Below are 18,004 nucleotides of genomic sequence, written 5' to 3'. Positions count from 1 at the left end.
CTTCCAAGCCGCAAACCAGTGGGGATGAGTATGAGCCCACGCTATCGGACCCACATGACCTTAATTGCTGGATTTAGCTATATTTCGGACGCTATCGGACCTCATAGCCGCTATTGATGCGAAATAAACCAGTTTTCAGCGTTTTCCACACCAATAGCTGCGCTGGTGTCCGAAACTTCGCCCCAATGGCGATAAATGTGCAAATAGCGGCTGCTGTGTCCGATAGCCTGTGCGGATGAGTATAAGCCCACACATCGGACACAAATGACCTTAGACTAGGGAATATCAAGTAGATAGTGTGTTTAAAAAACTAGAGATCAGCCGGTGAAACTAGAGGTACGGGGTACGGGGTACGGGGTACGGGGTACGGGGTACGGGGTACGGGGTACGGTTTACAGGTTACGGGGTACGAGCATACCGATCATCGCCGAAGTTTTTATTGTTTCCATCCCTCTGTCTTGCCTGCCAATAGTGTCGCTGGAGGTCACATAGCATATGTTTGCCCGCAACCTACTGAAACCAACTTACATCTCTCCCACCTTGACCAACTGAGACCAACTGGCTCGCGCTTGCTCCCAATCTGCTATAACCACAAACAGCAGAGCAGCGATCTCCGTTACTGGAGAACCGCTGCTCTGCTGGTTTTAACAATATTATGAAGCCTATAGTTTGAAGCTGGACAATGTCTTTTGCAGATCTTCTGCGAGCACCGCTAAATACTGAGCTGAAGCCGACATTTCCTCCATTGCGGATAGTTGCTCCTGACTCGCTGCACTTGTGTCCTGAACACCTTCTGCGCCTTTACTAGATATAACGTTGACCTGTTCCATAGCTGCTGCCACACCTTGTGATTCCATGGCTACATGAGCAACCGCTTCTCTAATTTCGGCTGTCTGTAAGGTAGCTTCTTTAATGGAAGTCTGAATCTCATGAAACGCTTGAGATACCAGATGACTTTGAACTACGCCATTGGTGACTAGCTCAGTACCCAAAGCCATGGATTCTACTGCGCTTTCGGTTTGCTTTTGGATATGTGTAATAATATCTGTAACCCGCAAAGAACTATTTCTAGTTGCTTCCGCCAGATTACGAATTTCTCCAGCAACTACAGCAAATCCCCGTCCATGCTCACCGGCCCGTGCTGCTTCTATAGAAGCGTTGAGCGCAAGCAGATTCGTCTGTGTAGCAATACCGTTAATCGTTGTAATAATTGTATTAATCTCTTGTGACAATGTCCCCAGATTAGAAACAATCTCCTGACTCTGAGTTACACTGAGGTCAATTTCCTTCATCTGCACAATGATTTGGTCTACAGCCTCTACTCCACGATCCGATGAACCGGAAACTACGCCCATTAGATCCGACATTTCATAGCTGCTGCCCTCTACGGCTGCAATATCATTGGTCATTGCTTTTATGGAACGTGTTGTATTGTTAATGCTCTCTGTCTGTTCATCAAAACCCGCGGCAATCTCTCCAGAAGATACAGCGATCATTTGTGAAGCCAATGAGGTCTGCTCAGCACTAGCGCTCATCTCTTCCGATGAAGCTGACAGCAGTTCTGCACTCTCTGCAATCCCTTGCATCATCTTCCGCAAGCCCTGCAGCATATTGTTAAATGAACTGTTAATTTGGCCGATCTCATCCTTGGCAGTGTACGTTGCCATTACGGTCAAATCTCCATTTTCTGCCCGCTTCATTAGTCCTTGCAGTTCTTTAAGAGGTTTTGTTATCAGTCGAATGATTGCAATACTAATCACGATACAAATCACCCAGGCGAACGTAATCATTATTGTATTGTTTACCCGCATGCTTTTAGCGGTTGCCATGGAATCTGAATTGTGTTCATCAGCATCTTTAAGCAACGAATCACTAATTCCTTTAAGTAGGTTGATCATTTTTTCACGGGAATCGTTAAACTCGCCTGAAAATACTCGATAGGCCTCTTGATTATGATTACTATCAGCAATCTTTATAATGTTGTCCCGCTGTGCGCGATAATCTGGCAAAAAGGACTCATACTCTTTGATTTTACTTACAATAGCAGGATCATTATACTGAATCGCTTTCACCTTGTTCATAAGTTCATTATTATCCTGAACCTTCACTTGAATACTCTCAGAAAGTTCTTTGTTTTTGCTGGCATTTACGCTAATCAAACGCTCCAAAAGATAGGATTCAATAGCCCGATTATTCGTACGCATCTGCCCCACGTAAGAAACAGGCAATAAATTTTCATTATATGTCTCATTTGTCTTTTCGGCCATTCGGGTCATCGTGATGATGCCTATGCCCCCTACAACATTCACCATGATTACAGCGAATACCAAAAGCAGCCCTATTTTGTATTTCACTTTCAAATTTTTCATCTACACTCCGCCTTCGCATTATCTTATGATCTATCTATTTTTATCGGTCGGAAGGGCTAAGAGTTTGATGATTTTTTGAATATTGTGTCGAATAAAAGTATATATTGTCATAAAACGACTTTCCTTCAAATATAAAAAGGGCGGGCACCCGATCCGTTAGTTACTCCGAATCCATGTACCCGCCTAATCAATCCTCTTCCTTATTCTCCAGAGGTATAGTACCAATATAAAGTATCACCGTTCTGCAAAATATAACTGTCTGCACTTATGCTTGGATCAGCATCCCGGTTCGTTTTATACTTCCATCCGCTGCTTGGGCCTCCATCAAATTCAGCCAACCCGTCAATAGATTTCACGTAGATGCTTCCAGCATTGCCGGATGATACTACCTTACTGCCTAATTGACTGACTAGTAAGCTATAAGCCGTTTCGCCCTCTTTTAGAGCTACTGTTGTACTGGCTAGGATGGTTCCTTTCCGGCTATCTCCAATTACTGAAAGGGTAGCGGTAGCTTTAGCTGGAGCAATAACAGACGATCCAACAGTCAGAGACTGAGTATAACGCGCTACGCTCGGTACGCTGTCTTTAGCATAGCCGGTAACAGTCATTGTATAGCTATTTGCCGGGAGACCCCCATCAACAACAGCTACACCTTGTTCATTCGTGATTACCTTCTTATCACCAATCGAAACCTGCACACCTGCAGCTGGTGAGGTAACCGGATCAGAAGTGAAGCTGTCCTGATTCCACACCCACTTTTTCTGGGAAACCTTTACGGTAAAAGCTTCATTAGCTTTTGGCTGCGTTGGGGAAAGCGCCACAGAATCTATAACCTGTGTATTTTCACCTGCATAATAGACAAGCACACGATCGGATTCCTGTAGTTCGAACGCATCCATACCCACACTTGGATATATCCACTCCCCGCCGCGTGATACTACGAAGCTCCACCATCCGTCGTAAGTACCTTGCGAAACTCCATGGATACCTGATACAAAGTTGCCATAAGACGATTTGGTGATATCTACTTTAAAATCATCGGTAGATCCTAGTTGCTGCAACGCTTCAAGAGCATTGGAGGCTTTTAAAGTCCCTTCACTAATCAATCCTTCCGGGCCTTCAACGGTAAGAGAAGCTGTTACATTCTTAGAAGTTACCTTTATAGCTTTTGTATATTTAGCAACCGTTGGCGCTTTACCTTCGCGGTAGCCAGTTACAGACAGTGTATAGTCACCTGCGGGCACATTTCCTGAGAATACGGCCTCACCTTTAGCATTCGTCGTTACCGTGTGAGCTCCAATTTGGACCTGAACACCCGCAGCTTTTGCCGTTACAGGAGAGGAAGTATTCGTAGCAGCGTCCCATTTCCACGTCTTACTAGTTACAGTGACAGTAAAAGAATCGCCCTCTTTAAGATTTTGTTTGGAAAGGGTAACGGAATCCACAAGTTTAGTGTCATCTCCGGCATAATAAACCAGTACCTGATCTGAATCTTTAAGTACAAAATCACTCATGCCTACATCGGGATTAATCCATTTTCCGTCACGTGATACAACATACATCCATCCGTCATAACCACCAAAGCTTCCAGCAGCAATACTTCCGATGCCAGTCACATAACTGCCCGAAGGATTCGTGATCGGCAAGTTCGTTTGAAGCGCCAGCTTCTCTAACGCTCCAAGTGCGTTGCCAGCATAGGCGTACCCTTGTGCCAACGTGGCCCGTGGTCCCTCAATCGTTACAGGAGCGTAGATGAGTGAGCTCTGAACGGAGGATTTGGAAAAATCGTATAGCTTACTGTTGCTTCCTTTATACAGCAAATTATACGCAACCAGCGCCTGAAGTCCTTGCTCTGTCGCCAGAACATTACTGCTTCCACCACGGCTATGGGTGAAGCTACCATCAGCTAGACGATAGCTAAGCAGGTTCTCCATTAGATCCACTTTGTTTTTGGTGTATTCTAATCCACTAGGATCAACTCCGAAGGATGTGAGTCCAAGGATTGCTTGTGCGCTACTTTCAGCACTGTCACCGTAACCCCCATGGCTATCTTGAGCTGCAGATAACCAAGCTACGGCTTGTAGCCCTGCTAAGTAGGCTTCGGGATTATTTTTATGTGCCGCCAGAGCCGTCAAGGTTATCGCTGTCATATCAGGCTCACTTGCGCCTGAGGTTAATGCAAAGCCCCCATCCGGATTTTGTTTGGAGAGAATCTCCGTAAGGAGCTTATCCGCCGTCCATTTCGCGTCACTTGGGATATTATATTTACCAGAATCCAGCGCAAGTAAAGCATATACCGGATTATTTAGCGTCTGTTCACTGAGCTTGCTGTTATTATAAATTTTCTCAATCAGATTATAGCCAGGAGTCGTTCCGTTACCAGCAAAGCTAGTAGGATCTGCACCAATCGCTCTCACTGCGAGCACGATTCGAGCATAATCGGTTACATTGGCGAAATTGCCAGCTGCATCCTTTACTTTTTTCTCAAGCTCTGAATGGTAACTGGCTGGCAGCTTATATCCTGCTTGCGCTAATCCAATAGCTTGCCAATCCGATTGCACGCCACCTTTCAAGAGATATTCTGCAGCCGCATAAGTCGCATCCGCAACATTAATCCGCTCCGCAGCAGTTGCTTCCAGACCGGAGCCAGCGCTCGCTTCTGCAAATATTTGTCCTGCCGGAGCAAGAGATGTTCCTAGAATTGAAATGACCATGAATAAGGCCAGCCCAAGTGCTACAAACTTGGAAGACATGATTTTCTTCATTGTTTAACCTCTTTCTGTATAAGAATGGGTACTGCTGGGAATAAGACGCATAACATAAAGACCGCCCCTTTGGAGGGCGGTCAGGGAAGATTACAAATCGAGGCTGAGGCGCTTGCTTCCTGCCAACAGTCCATCTGTATATGTTCCACATTCTTACCCCACGAAGAATAGAAACGCTCACGAAAAAGGCAGGTCTCCTGGCTGATGCTTCATCGCTGTTCTCCACCTTCCCACCCTACCTTCGGGGCAGTGGCTTATAGAAGAAAAACTCCGCACATACAGTGGCGGGACCGCGCCGGACTCTTGCACCGGACTTCCCTTTTAAGCAGACGACTAGATTGATAGAGTCTGCACCTTTTCCAGTATGTAGTATCTTATTTTGACATCCATAATCATATCTATTAATACATAGCATGTCTATAGAAAAGCTTAGTATGGGCAGCAAAAAAATGAACAGCAATACACCACCTGCCGGTAGGTATTGCTGTTCAGAAAGCTTGTTATTCGGCTGTTCCTTCCGGACTTGCAGTTGGGGAGGGTTCAGCACTTGAATCAGAAGCTGGTGGAATATTAGGGTCGGGATCTACGATCAATGTAAATCTTCCGGCCTTGATCATACTTTTCTCTAGAATTGTCGCTCCAGGCTCCAATGTAACCTCAACCTGATAGGATGGTTGTTCACCTTCAGTCACAGCTGTTGCGGAAGGCAACCCAGTGCTGTCCTCAGTATCAGAGGAAGGCGTAGGAGACGGAGAAGCATCAGCTACTTCGTTAGTAGCATCTGCACCTTCTGCTGTTCCTCCAGTAGTGCCAGCGGCATCTGAATCGTCAGCGGCGTTTCCCTCATCCGTCCCATCCGTTGACGGCACTGGACAAGTGCCATTCGTAGCAGCGACCTTAAAGCTTTTATCTATCTCTGTAGACGAAGACATTGAACTAATCTCAGTCGGTTGAAACTGCACACAGTCATCTGCACTTGCGAAGGTGAACACCAATATGCTGCTCCCCTTATCTCCTTCGTCGCTCTGATCCTTCAAGTATACTGAAGCCGGAGGCAGCTCATTACCTGCACTCTGAACAGGGGTCGGCTCAGGGCTTGTCCCCGGCAGAGCCGTCTTCGTATCATCCGGGCGCAGCATACTGAATACGATAATTGCAATAATCACCAGAATACCCGTAATGGAGCCGGAGATTAAGAGTCGAAATCGGCTGCGGCTGATCCAGCGCGCCAGCGGGGAAGCCAGTTGGGAGCGGGCTTCATTGTACACATTTTGCAGAGCAGGCCGAGCTGCCGCGACATAGTTCTTTCGGAATTCCCGATTCTTGAACGCTTCACGATCACTGCTCAGGAAATACTTCAGAATCGCTTTGCGGTAACCCGGTTGCAGCTTTTTATTCGAAACCGTAAATAAAGGATTGCCTTGCGACCAAGCAAAAAACCGATAGATGATTTCTTTGTCGGAACCGGCTTTACGCTTTAACAGCTCCAGAAGCGCATCGTAATCCAGCGGACCTCCTTCACGCTGAGTTGTATAGTAAAAGGCTAGCGGAAGCCGTTCAAAGGGTTCCAGAACACGCGCCTCTTTTAGCAAACGACGACCCAGTAGCTGCACATCGTCTAGTTCCTGCGGAGACAATCCTGCAAAAATCTCCTCATTCGGCTTCTCTTCACCAAACCAGCGGTAAGCGGCGCGCAGCGCATTCTCTTTCTGCTTGCTAATCCTATCCAGTGGCGGCTGCCAATCGACAACATTACCATAACGTAAAAAAACTACCTCCAGAAGCTCCTCCTGCGTCATATCGGAAAGCGATAAGCGGTTCAGTAAGAATCTATCTGCTGAAGCAGCAAGATCCTGCATTAGGGAGAGTGCCTTAGGAGCAACTCCGGTTCCTTTGCGGCGATCTTTTTCTGCCTTATCTACAATTTCATGAATTTCCGCTACAGAAGCCACCGGATCATGTTCCAGCTGGAGCTTTTCAAGCAAATAATCCTTCACAGCATTTTGAGCAAAAGACTGCTCTAACGCCACTGGCAGGAACCGCCCCCAATGGAGTACAAAGCTCAGTATATCCGCAGATCTGGACGCCGCAGCTAGTCTTGATTCCATATAAGGCTCAAGTAGCTGCTTACGGAAATATGTTTCAGACATCACGCGCTGGAAGTAGGCTGCACTTAACTCATCATTACTCTCAATGATCCCGTAAGCGGCACTCAAGATATCCTTGCGGCCCGCTTCCACACTATGAAGCATCCCATTGATGAAATAATCCACGATTCTGACCCTGTAATTGTGATCCTTAAGTACAAAATACTCCTTAAAGCATTCCATAATCGCCGGATCTGGCACATTCCTTTGCCGAATCAGATCAAATTCCCGGTCGAACCGTTCTAAGAAAATATCGTTCAAGCGGATTCTAGAATGAATTGCACCGTCTGGTTTAAGGTAAGAGAGCAAACCACTTAGCACCGCACTCTTATTCTCCGTATATAAATGCTCGTTCCCTTGCTCAATCTCATAAAATATAGCCAGCTCATTATAGAAAGCAAGGGATAGCTTATGCTCAGGACTCTCTCCACGCAGAATCTGATCAGCGAAGCTTACAAAGTCGTTAATATCTCCTGGATTCAGCAGTAACAGCTTCCACACCAAATCAGCATAAGGCTGGCGGGACTCACCAAAATCGACATTCCCCATCCGTCCGGAAGCCAAATCGAAGGTATAATCCTTCTCAATACTACGATCACCGGGACGCAGCGAACCTTTTTCCACAAAGCTAAGATGTATATATTTACGGCTTTGCGGTTCATTCGCATACGTAATCACGCCTAATCTACGGCGGAATTCATACGGCAGCACGCTATACAGAATTTCTGTAAGCTCCACCGCCCGCGCGGACAACTCGGTGATAGGTACGTTTAGAGCCACGTAGATTTTTTTCTTACCTGCTACAGAGAGCATCACAGCTTGCAATAACGCCTTGAATATCCCTTCATCAATCCCTAACAAGCGTAAGCCTGCGATTGGGTCAGGGCTGCGGTCTGTGCGAACAACTGGAATAGAGGGCAGCTCCGGCAAAGTTCCACCAAGCTCTCCAGTATAACGCTCTGCAAAATCAGCATGCAGCCAGTCCCCATAGCTCTGGACTATTTCTTCGGAACGTGAAGCAGGAACTACATAGTTATGTGCAAAAAAGGCGCTTCGTTGGCCTGTGAAATCGGCCGCTTGATAACGACTAAGCCCAATAACTGTATCCCCGTTCTCAGCATGAAATAGGTGCAGCGCTCCAGGATATGCAGCCTCATCCTTCTCCCCACGCGCGGTCAACTCCGCAGGAGCATCGTAGAGGCAGAAGGGATGAAGGATTTTTTTCACAAAATTATTGTCTAGACTATCTGATTTCGCTACCGTATCGAAGCCTTCTGTGGAACGAAACACTCCGCGACGTTCGCGGGTATACATCTGTTGGGCGATTGTTGACCCTGAGAAACCATTCACGGGCCGTCGCTCCCCTCAATATACTTCAGCTTATGCAGCAGCCAAATAAAAGGCTCGTCTACACGAATCGGGCTTACTACACCCTCAATCTTTTGATTCACAGGATTGCTGCCCAACGCAGATACTGCAAAATAACCCGTATTCGCGAAATAAACATCCATCGTATCTTTAAAGGGTCTGTCCACCTTACCAATAAATCTGCGAATTTCCCCGTCGATGTTATGGAACTCGTCCATGTTTAATGTTTTGCGATGAACATAGTTATTGAACACATTGCTGTTGGACTTGATATAATCGCCATCCTCATCCTTCAGCGAATGCAGCATATCACTTTTTGCAAGCACAACCGCTGTTGGAATGTCTGTTTTGCTCTTTTCCTGATAGGCAATAAAATCACCAAACATCGTCAGCACCACATCGCGCGGCTCGTCATATTGTGAGACCCATTCTCCGGGACGGTCACCGATGTTAATATGAATCTTTTCACGGATAGAACGGATTTGCAGCGGATCGACCATAAACAGAATACCCGCAGAGTTCTTGATATGCTGACCATGAAGTCCAAGATAATCCTGATCCACCATACCCTCACCTGCTACATCAAAGAATACAAGTGTCAGTGGCGGTTTATTTTCATCCTTAAAGACAAATTGAAAGATAAAAGGCTCCTGCATTTTTTCCTTCTGTGTAGAAGCCAGCAGATCCCCGCGCTCAAAAAGCGGTTCTTCATACAATGTACGGAACTTACGGCTAATCTCTGCATTAAGCGGCATACAAGCGGCATCAAAATGACCTGCTGTAGTATGCTGCAATGTGTGGATCAACGAGGTCATATACACCGATTTCCCGACTTGGGATGCCCCGATAATCGAGATGATGTTACTTGGCACCTTCCCGGCAGTCACCGGCAGCTCATTATGGCAGGCCGGGCAAAGCCGTCTGCGCGTAAGCACACCGTAACGATCCGTAAGCCCAGTTAACACATGATCCGTGTAATGATGATATTCTTCCGGAATATCCGCCGGGTTGATAATCGCTTCTATGTCATCTACCGTATCGAGCCCGAAGCGCTCACGGTATTTGTTCAAGGCGTCATCCTCACCCAATGCGTAATTTTCATCGTCCTCCCGGCTGTGCATAGCCCGAAAGACGACATCCTCCGGAGAGAATTTGGTGAAGCAATACGGACACACTATATCGTAAAAAAGCGGCCGCGGCTCCGGCTGATTCTTTTTCATAAAACGGCTAAAAAAAGACATCTACTCATCCTCCCAAAAGTTGTATCTACGTACTTGCTATGAACGCACTGCTCATTACCCGCTTGTACACGTAGACCGAGTCTCACTCCGGTACCAATTCGTAATAAAGCCCATATTTCTTGCCATCGGTGAAAAAGATGCGTACAAAATCATCCTTACCGATTTCAATCGGCGGAAGTACATTGCGTCCAGGAGCGAAATCCTGTACGAAGGGAAAGAGAATACCATCCTCTTTCCCTGCCGGATGCCCTCCACGTTTCTTGACATAACAGAGGACATCCCGTGCCACGGGCACTTCTGCCGTAATCGCCATATGTACGGTCTTTTGTTTTCCGAATAAGGCTTTTTTTTGTTGAATGGAATAATAGATCCGGGCTTTGCCTGCACTGACCATCACCCGGTTCACACCATCACTTTGCCTCACCAGTACAGTCTCACCGTTCTCAGCAAGACGAGCAAATATGGTATAGGATATCAGGCCGATCTCATCCAATCGATCACGATAACCATTGTTAGATTTGTATTCCTCACGAGTGTAGAGCTTCATCCCTACTGGCGGATCATCTCCGGTTCCCATGTCAGCCGCTTCTGCGGAGGTTTTGTGGATGTACACCGCCTGCACGCCGTCCGGCCAGCGCCATCTCAGCGTACAGAATCGGTCATCCACTTGGGATGTCACATCCGTTATTCCCGGAGCGGAAGCATTAACCTCGGCGTACCTCATTAATGTAAACCCCTTTCCGCTACACTAGAATCCTTTGCTGTTCCGGTTTCTGCGCCGACCCGGAAAGTTATCCGATGCTGGTGCAGGCGCTGCGTTATTGTTTCTTCTATTTCGATAAATACGTCCTTCACCTACCGGAATGACGCCTGTAAATAATGCAATAATAGCAGCTAATATAAGAACAGCCAGAAGACGAATAAGACTATCTGTAAAGGAGTCACCGCTAAGTCCAAATTCCAGAATCAGTCCTGCGAACAAGCCAGATATTACGCCGCCAATCCCAAAGCTTTTAGCCAAATGACGGTTATCAAACATAATTCCCAGACCTAATCCAAGCGCAGCCCCCATCAACATCAATGATAATATACGAACCGCAGCATAATAAGGACTGTCTGCCGTTGAATCACTGCGCTCAGTTAGCAGCGTCCGATCTCCCAGACGGTCATAGATCTGCTGGAACACATCGCCCAGAAGGGCTGAATCCTTGACATCATAATAGTGTCCGCCTGTCACTCTCGCAATATCCTGCAACAGCTGATTGCCTGCTGGATCATTCAAGCCCAGACCAATGGTATTCACGGCAATACCGCGCTCTACATAAGCCTGCAACTCTCTTGTGGTATCGAAATTACTCACTCCGTCAGACAACAAGATGACCATAGCTCCTTGGTCTTTTTTGCCGTCACTATCAATTTCCTTGAGTGCCTCCGAGACCGCACCGCTAATATTCGTGCCGCCTTCGGTTGGCTGCAGATTATCGATTGCAGTCAGCACCTTCTCACGATTCTCCGAATTTGAAAGTGGCGTTAAAGGCTGGACAACTACAGCTTCGTTGTTAAAGGTCACCACGGCCACCTTATTGTCAGTGTCCATTTTTGTAATTAACGCTTTTGCTGCTGAATACCGGCTATTATCGGGATCACTCTGCGTCATACTGCCTGAGTCATCGATAGCCATCACCACATTCTTAACCGGTCTGGCACCGCCAAAATTCAGTTCATAAACGAACTCCGTTAAGGCTCCAACTCCAAGTGCAAGGACAATCATCAGAGGCAGCAGTTTCCACGATAACCCCAGGTAGCGTTGTTTCCATGAAGCTCCGTTCAGTCGTGGCGAGATCATCTCTGCAAGCAGGCAGCCTACACCGACACCCAGCGCCACAATGGCAAAATAAATACCCACAAGCAGGATGGAAGGCAGATCGTTATACCAGCTTAGCAGCCATTCGCCAAAAAGAAAGGCGACCCCGCCGCCGATCAGACTGAAGAAGAGCAGCAGCAGATTGATTTTTCTCTGCATCGTTATACTTCCTTTCCGGGAAAACCTGAATTGTACTATTATCCTTTAAACATTCCGGGGGTTATGCTGCCTGATAAACGGGCTACCCGGATGTGTTATCATCCCCCAGATTGCACTTTGTGCAATAGAATGGAGTAGGAGGAACAACTATTTCTATTCTATTGCACAGTGTGCATTGGAAATAAGGAGAAATGTCCCTATCCCAGAAATCTACTTAAATCTACTGTATCAATATTGCACAAAGGCAATAAAGGGACTCAAAGTGAGGGTACCCATCTATTACGCCATCAGCGCATCTCAGGAAGCTGATCTTCACTCAGCCCATGGAGCTGATAGCCATTCTGAGCATAAGTCTCATAATAGACCTTACCGTTGCGATAATAGAGCAGGTCTTCTAAATGAAAGCCGCCCATCAGGTTGAGCTTCTCCACTCCGCTCCTCCGCTGCTCATGCACGAATCCTAACCGGTAAATCCGAGTTGTCTCATCCACTCCAAATGCGTAGCGTAGGAATTCTGATGAACTGTCTCCGAAGAAATATTTCTCCTCATGACGATGCTCTTGCGTATATTCGAATAGCCGAACATTAATGGCCGCGCCCTCTTCCAAATTATGATACAAGCGCTTGAACAGCTCTTCCCTCGATAGAACCTGACGATTCTCATAGGCTGCCGCAACATTTGCACGCCGCAGAAGCTCTTCCTCAAAAGATAAATTGAAAGGTTCTGCTGTCAGCAGCTCCCGGCGGCAAATATCAATCAAACGCTCAATCACAGCTTCTTTCCCTTGTTCTAAGAGCTTGGAGATACTGCCCATGTACTTCTCACTGAAGAATATTCCAGGTCCACGCCGGGTTTCGATATCCTTCATCACTTCTTCTGTGACTACGCGGTAGTATTCCATTACGTTCTGGCCCGTTGTTTCGTTTGTTCGCCCAATGCTGTCCATAACAGTAATACGCAATTCTTCCTCCAAAGTCTCCATAGCTTTCACACGAGCCATACTTTCCATATGAAGCTGCTCAAGTGCAGATTCCAAACGACTGCATAGGGCAAGCTCACTTTCTAGGCCCAATAGTTCATATTTTTTGCCATATACGGCTGAGAATAAGTAATGAATGAAGTTACGTACTGTTCTTTTGTCAAAAAGCGGCACACGCTGGAACGGCTGGCGCTCCACGCTTTCTGCATAAAGATCCTCAAGCTCCTCCTGCATGGAGAGAATCGCGGAACGCAAGCCTGCCATATGCTGACGTAAAAGATGGAGCACACTTCCGGCTTCATCACGATCTGCCGTCCACTCCGCAAGCTGATAAAAGCTTACCGCAGGCGTAGATGTTTCCTGTGCCGCCAGCATAGTGCGCCATTGGCGTAATGGATTCATTCCCTCTACTCTCCGGTTTGACTCTGCCACAAAGTTATTGCGGAAATAAGCTTCGCCCCCTTCACCGAACAACTGCCGTTCAGCTTCACGAAGTGACAGCTGCTTCAGTTCATTATAGGAAGGGCGTCCGTGACTCATTAAACCCGTCATTTCATTCAGGCCGTCTTTCTCCGGAAGTAGCTGTACCGCGTGTTCCCGCAAGCTCTCAGGGTCCAGCCCTAACAACGCCTGCCGTTCACGTATAGTCCACGAACTGCCCTCACGCATATCGGAGACAAGCCGCCGGAACGCATGATACAGCACTGCCAAAGCAATTTGAACATTAGGTCTTCTTACCCCGGAAAAGCCAGCAGAGGCGTAGCCTTGTCTTCCAGTGCTGCCTCTGATGCCGCTTTTGAAGGTCATATTGTTATATCCGCCATGACCAGTAGCCTGATCAGAAGCCGGGCGGACCCGATTTTTGAGCAGACTAATATGAGAAATAATCTCGTAGTTGTCATCCATACCGTGTGCAGACATCATACCGCGCTCATTCTTATCGGAGAGCAGATACACAAGGTCAAATAATGCGGAAGGACCATGGCCAACTGGAATCGACAGACCGTCTTCCGTCACAAGTAACGGCGCATTAAACTTATAGTCCGTAGCCTGCATTCTGTCCAATTCACGCAGAAAAGCCAGCCCTACTGAGCTGGAATATCCAAAATTATCCCCTTGCTCCCGCTCATTGATCAGAGCGTAGAGATCTGTCTGTACGGACTTGAAGGACTGGCCGAGTACAGCACGAGCCAGCAGTGTAATTTCCGGCAGCAATACATTAAGCGGATCATCAACCCGCGTAATGATAGAGAGATGGATGACGTCAAAAGATGAATATAGACGTCCATAATCCGCTATACTGTTGCTCAGCCGCCGGATAACTTTATTCATTTCAGCAAGATAACGTGTATCCTCATGAAACTTGCGGTAAAGTTCATGACGCACAGTGCGTGGATCTGACCCTGCCGTTTCTGGCAAAGCCATGGCCAGCACCCGGTCTTTTCCTCCCGCATCAGATCTACTTTTGCTTCCGTCTGTTCCCTCTTTTTCCGCACCTGACACAGCATGTAATGCCATAACCCCGCCGGCGTTATCCCATTTTCGTTCGCAGCTATCCAGCACCGGACCGATGGCCGGAGCAACCTTGTCGCCTACGAACAGAAACAGGGCAGGGTAATGGATGCTGCTGCGTCCATCCCCTTTGCTGCGCTGTGCCTCTTCCTGTACCGCATATTGTTCACCATAAGATAATGCCTGTGTTTTGATCATAGGCCTATTTCAACTTTCTGCGGATACTGCCGAGCTTGCTAGTCATGCTCTTGTAGAATCCGTACATCTCATCGCCGCTCTCATACTCTACCCGTTCGTACTCCAAGCTGTCGCGTGCTTCCAGGAATGATACATACAGTCCTTCCAGCTTATAGAGCAGCGGGGTAACGTCTTCAGCGGCAGTCATTTCACCTGCACGACGTGCTGCCTTACGCAGCAGTACGCTGCGGCTCTTCTCATCCAGCTCCCGGAAGTGCCGATACACGGCATACTCTACGTAGCTGCGCTCTTTCATCAAATTAGCAAACGGCTCCCAAGCGTCCTCTTCTTCATCACGGTCATAAACGTAGAGTGCGCCTTTTTTGATAATGCTGTCCGTATACAAAGCTTCAATGAACTGATCCATCCACTTATCTTCGTCCAGATATTGATGAAGCACACCTTCAAGCTCAGCGGCTTTGGCAGTCAGTTCAGCATATTTGGCCAACTCCACACGAACACGTGAAATCAGCTGCGGTGAACGAATGAGATTCTCCTGCGCCATGTCCTTGTTGATGCTGCCAAAGATATCTTTAATGCCTTCGCGCTCCAAGCCCTTCTCACGCAGACTCTTCAGCTCATCAACCGCCTTCTTCACTTCACCGAGATTCGGGCGTGTGGATTGCAGTTGCATATCGAAACCACTCAAAATTGCGTCCAGATCAAAAGGTTTGGTGAACACAACAGAATATCTGTTACTTGTGTTCTCATCTACACCTTTTTCAATAATGACTCCACTTGCCAGCGCTTTTGCAAAGTCTGCACGCACTCTAGCGTTATAATCACGTACACGAGAATTGACGTAAGTGTCGCCCCATGATTTTTCCGGAATCGGAGAAGGCAGATACGTCCAGTTGTTCTTATCCGTCATCACGAGATGGCGGCCAATCCCTTCCTTGTCGAGAATGGTCCGCTCATAGTTCTCTTCAAACACCCGCAGCGGCGTGTATACGAAAAGTGGCACACCGTTACGTGTGTTAAGCCAGAAAATACGGTTTTTCACTTGGCTTTCCTTGATCGTAAATTGCGATTTGCCAAGCGCATTATTCTGATAATTACGAATCCCTTTTAGGATACCCGGCGCTTTAACAGGCACGGAAACGAAACCCCATGATGGGAAATGTAAGCTGCCCGAGCTATTGCTAAGGTGGAAGGTAGGCACAGCCTCTTCGTCCAATTTACCGGCAATAATCCGCTCAACGAATTTATCCAGCGGCTCTTCATGGCCGAATTTCATCACAAGGAAATCCTCCATCGAACGGGTAATCAGATCCCCAAACTTATCGCTAAGGAACTCCGAAATCGAGCGGACGATATCAATCTCCTGCTCTTTGACCCAACGTCCGGAATGTTTCAGCATTTCACGGGTGAAGTCGCGAATCAGGTCGTCGCCGTCCTTCTGATCCATGATCTTGGAGATGGTTGCCGAAATATCCGGCACGTTAACAATGTTCCAATAATAAGTTTTGTTTCCTTTATAGTCTGCCTGCTCTTCGCCATTGATAAGGATGTCCCCGTTTTTGGCAAAAATCGAGCTAAGCGCACTAAGAATCTCTGTAAACACACCGTAAATCCGGCTGTTCTCATCGTTTAAGAGCTCATATAAGTCCTCGTAAAATTGAATCATTTGCTCAGTGCGTTCTACATCGGCGTGCAGCCAATATTCATTGATTTTAGCCTCAATATAGGCATTTTTCTTCTTCTCTTTGGAGACAAAAGCACTGCGGGCATCGCTCAGCTTCTCATCCGCACTGTCCTGAGCCGTCTCAATATCACGTGGCAAACGCAACAAGCTTTCACGTAAAGCCTCAATATAAGACTGAATCAGCTTCAAAATACAGAAGCCCTTCTCGGTATACAGCAGGCGGGAAACGTAGAATGGCCCTTGCTCTGGGTGCAGGAAGATGCGCTCCAGCTCTTCACTGAAACGTCCCACAATTTCGCCAGGCAACTGCTTTTTCGATTTGATATATTCTTCACGGGCACGAGCCAGGAAGTTCTGCTCCAGCTCTGTATCCATGCTTACCACTTGATTCTTAACAACATTGGCATGGCTCAAGCGTTCGCTGTTCTCGTAGCCTGGCAACGGCTCAGGCACACGGGATTCAAACGTCTTGATCATACTGTCGAGATCAATCCCCAGCTTACGTGCGAATTTCTCTACATCCTCTTGACCAGGGGCCTGCTGGAACATTTTTTCCATTTTATCAAACAAGCGGAAAGCCAGGTAAGTCGTCATTTCCTCAATCGGAAGCACAGCAGACGAGGCACCGATAATGTTGTATTCATAGTTAGCTGGGTAGGTCTTGTTCATCTGCGCAATGTTGGTGCGGATATTACTGATATAGTCATGGATGGCGAATTCTTCACCAGACTGTTTTTCTTCACTCGCCATAAAGTTCGTGATGTTCTCCGCCGTTACGTTCATACAGTAATCGTACGCATTCTCCAGCAGCTTACCCTCGGTATTCGTTGCAGAGATCAAATGACATAGATTAAATGGAGGCAGCGGTGAATTTACCGTCAAAATATTACCGTATTGCTGCTGGAATCGCTCACCACGACTGTCCACATTCATCCAGTAATCCAGCTCTTTTAGCGCTGCATAACCGTTCTTGCGAATATATTCACGCGTGTGCTCACTTAGACTTTTATTAGACAGGTTCACGTCAGGTGTAAAGAGATAACCCAGTGTGTTCACACGGTCAATACCGGCTGATCCGTAGTCACGTTCAATAATACCGCGTACGATATAGGCAATATCCAAGAAAGCCCCACTGCCTGTACCGCCCGACAGACCTGTCAGCAGAAAGACCATCAGCTTTTTGTTAGTGCCTACGGATAACGTCTTGATCTTCTTATCAATCGCGCCTACAACCTGATTAATCTTGGTGAACAAAAGCAGACGTCCAGCCTGCCGCACGCCAGCGGCACCATTCATACCATCTGTAATACTTAACTCAGGTGACAGCCAATCTGTAATATAAGAATCGAGAATACTACGGTTCTGTAGCAGTCCGCCGATTTCAGCATTCGCCAGGAGTACAAATTCATTTTGCGGGTCCAGCCCAATGCCTTTGTATTTTTTTCCGCGATCCTGTTCATTCGTCTCAAAAGCTAGAAATTCCACATTATCCGGCTTGTCCCGTTTCTTCTTGGATATTGGATCCTCCGGCAGCTTAAAGCGGCGGTTAATCTGATATTTAAGACGCAGCAGGGCATCAATGCCCGTGCCGCCTAGTCCAATGATCAGGATCGGATTATCAATCGTATCCACCCTGATTTTATCGCTGACAATCCCGCCGCCTAGTGATACATCCAACTGCTGTATATGCTCTCTTACTACTGGTTTCATATGCTTA

Annotated in this window: 8 protein-coding genes and 1 riboswitch; all 8 genes read right to left on the bottom strand. The window is 47.1% G+C overall.

What is annotated here, in order from left to right; genetic code table 11:
* Positions 1 to 662: 662 nt before the first annotated feature.
* Positions 663 to 2,369, bottom strand: coding sequence for a methyl-accepting chemotaxis protein (locus MKX34_RS04565; protein WP_076296146.1), 1,707 nt, complete (start codon positions 2,367 to 2,369; stop codon positions 663 to 665).
* 200 nt (positions 2,370 to 2,569) lie between these two features.
* The gene (locus MKX34_RS04560; protein ID WP_076296145.1) at positions 2,570 to 5,134 is read right to left on the bottom strand and encodes a DUF4430 domain-containing protein; all 2,565 of its coding nucleotides are present in this window, start codon (positions 5,132 to 5,134) and stop codon (positions 2,570 to 2,572) included.
* A gap of 169 nt (positions 5,135 to 5,303) precedes the next feature.
* Positions 5,304 to 5,507, bottom strand: a riboswitch (cobalamin riboswitch).
* Between the two features lie 127 nt (positions 5,508 to 5,634).
* Positions 5,635 to 8,631, bottom strand: coding sequence for a hypothetical protein (locus tag MKX34_RS04555; protein WP_076296144.1), 2,997 nt, complete (start codon positions 8,629 to 8,631; stop codon positions 5,635 to 5,637).
* On the bottom strand, positions 8,628 to 9,890 hold the full coding sequence (locus tag MKX34_RS04550; RefSeq protein ID WP_038568871.1) for a hypothetical protein: 1,263 nt from the start codon (positions 9,888 to 9,890) through the stop codon (positions 8,628 to 8,630). The genes MKX34_RS04555 and MKX34_RS04550 overlap by 4 nt, the downstream gene beginning before the upstream one ends.
* Before the next feature lie 82 nt (positions 9,891 to 9,972).
* Positions 9,973 to 10,614 (bottom strand): beta-mannanase, encoded by a 642-nt coding sequence (locus MKX34_RS04545; RefSeq protein WP_076224970.1) that lies wholly within the window; start codon positions 10,612 to 10,614, stop codon positions 9,973 to 9,975.
* 24 nt (positions 10,615 to 10,638) lie between these two features.
* The gene (locus MKX34_RS04540; protein WP_036680812.1) at positions 10,639 to 11,913 is read right to left on the bottom strand and encodes a VWA domain-containing protein; all 1,275 of its coding nucleotides are present in this window, start codon (positions 11,911 to 11,913) and stop codon (positions 10,639 to 10,641) included.
* A gap of 287 nt (positions 11,914 to 12,200) precedes the next feature.
* The gene (locus MKX34_RS04535; protein ID WP_081383822.1) at positions 12,201 to 14,603 is read right to left on the bottom strand and encodes a transcription initiation factor TFIID; all 2,403 of its coding nucleotides are present in this window, start codon (positions 14,601 to 14,603) and stop codon (positions 12,201 to 12,203) included.
* 4 nt (positions 14,604 to 14,607) lie between these two features.
* On the bottom strand, positions 14,608 to 17,997 hold the full coding sequence (locus MKX34_RS04530; protein WP_076104209.1) for a tubulin-like doman-containing protein: 3,390 nt from the start codon (positions 17,995 to 17,997) through the stop codon (positions 14,608 to 14,610).
* Between the last annotated feature and the right edge of the window lie 7 nt (positions 17,998 to 18,004).

The organism is Paenibacillus sp. FSL R5-0636 (assembly GCF_037974255.1).
Taxonomy (GTDB): Bacteria; Bacillota; Bacilli; order Paenibacillales; family Paenibacillaceae; genus Paenibacillus_AQ; species Paenibacillus_AQ odorifer.
This window is presented reverse-complemented; position numbering and strand designations above follow the sequence as displayed.

Bases quoted from the DNA above. Each gene is read 5' to 3' on its own strand.
- MKX34_RS04565 (WP_076296146.1), bottom strand. From the start codon at position 2,369: ATGAAAAATTTGAAAGTGAAATACAAAATAGGGCTGCTTTTGGTATTC.
- MKX34_RS04560 (WP_076296145.1), bottom strand. From the start codon at position 5,134: ATGAAGAAAATCATGTCTTCCAAGTTTGTAGCACTTGGGCTGGCCTTA.
- MKX34_RS04550 (WP_038568871.1), bottom strand. From the start codon at position 9,890: ATGTCTTTTTTTAGCCGTTTTATGAAAAAGAATCAGCCGGAGCCGCGG.
- MKX34_RS04545 (WP_076224970.1), bottom strand. From the start codon at position 10,614: ATGAGGTACGCCGAGGTTAATGCTTCCGCTCCGGGAATAACGGATGTG.
- MKX34_RS04540 (WP_036680812.1), bottom strand. From the start codon at position 11,913: ATGCAGAGAAAAATCAATCTGCTGCTGCTCTTCTTCAGTCTGATCGGC.
- MKX34_RS04535 (WP_081383822.1), bottom strand. From the start codon at position 14,603: ATGATCAAAACACAGGCATTATCTTATGGTGAACAATATGCGGTACAG.
- MKX34_RS04530 (WP_076104209.1), bottom strand. From the start codon at position 17,997: ATGAAACCAGTAGTAAGAGAGCATATACAGCAGTTGGATGTATCACTA.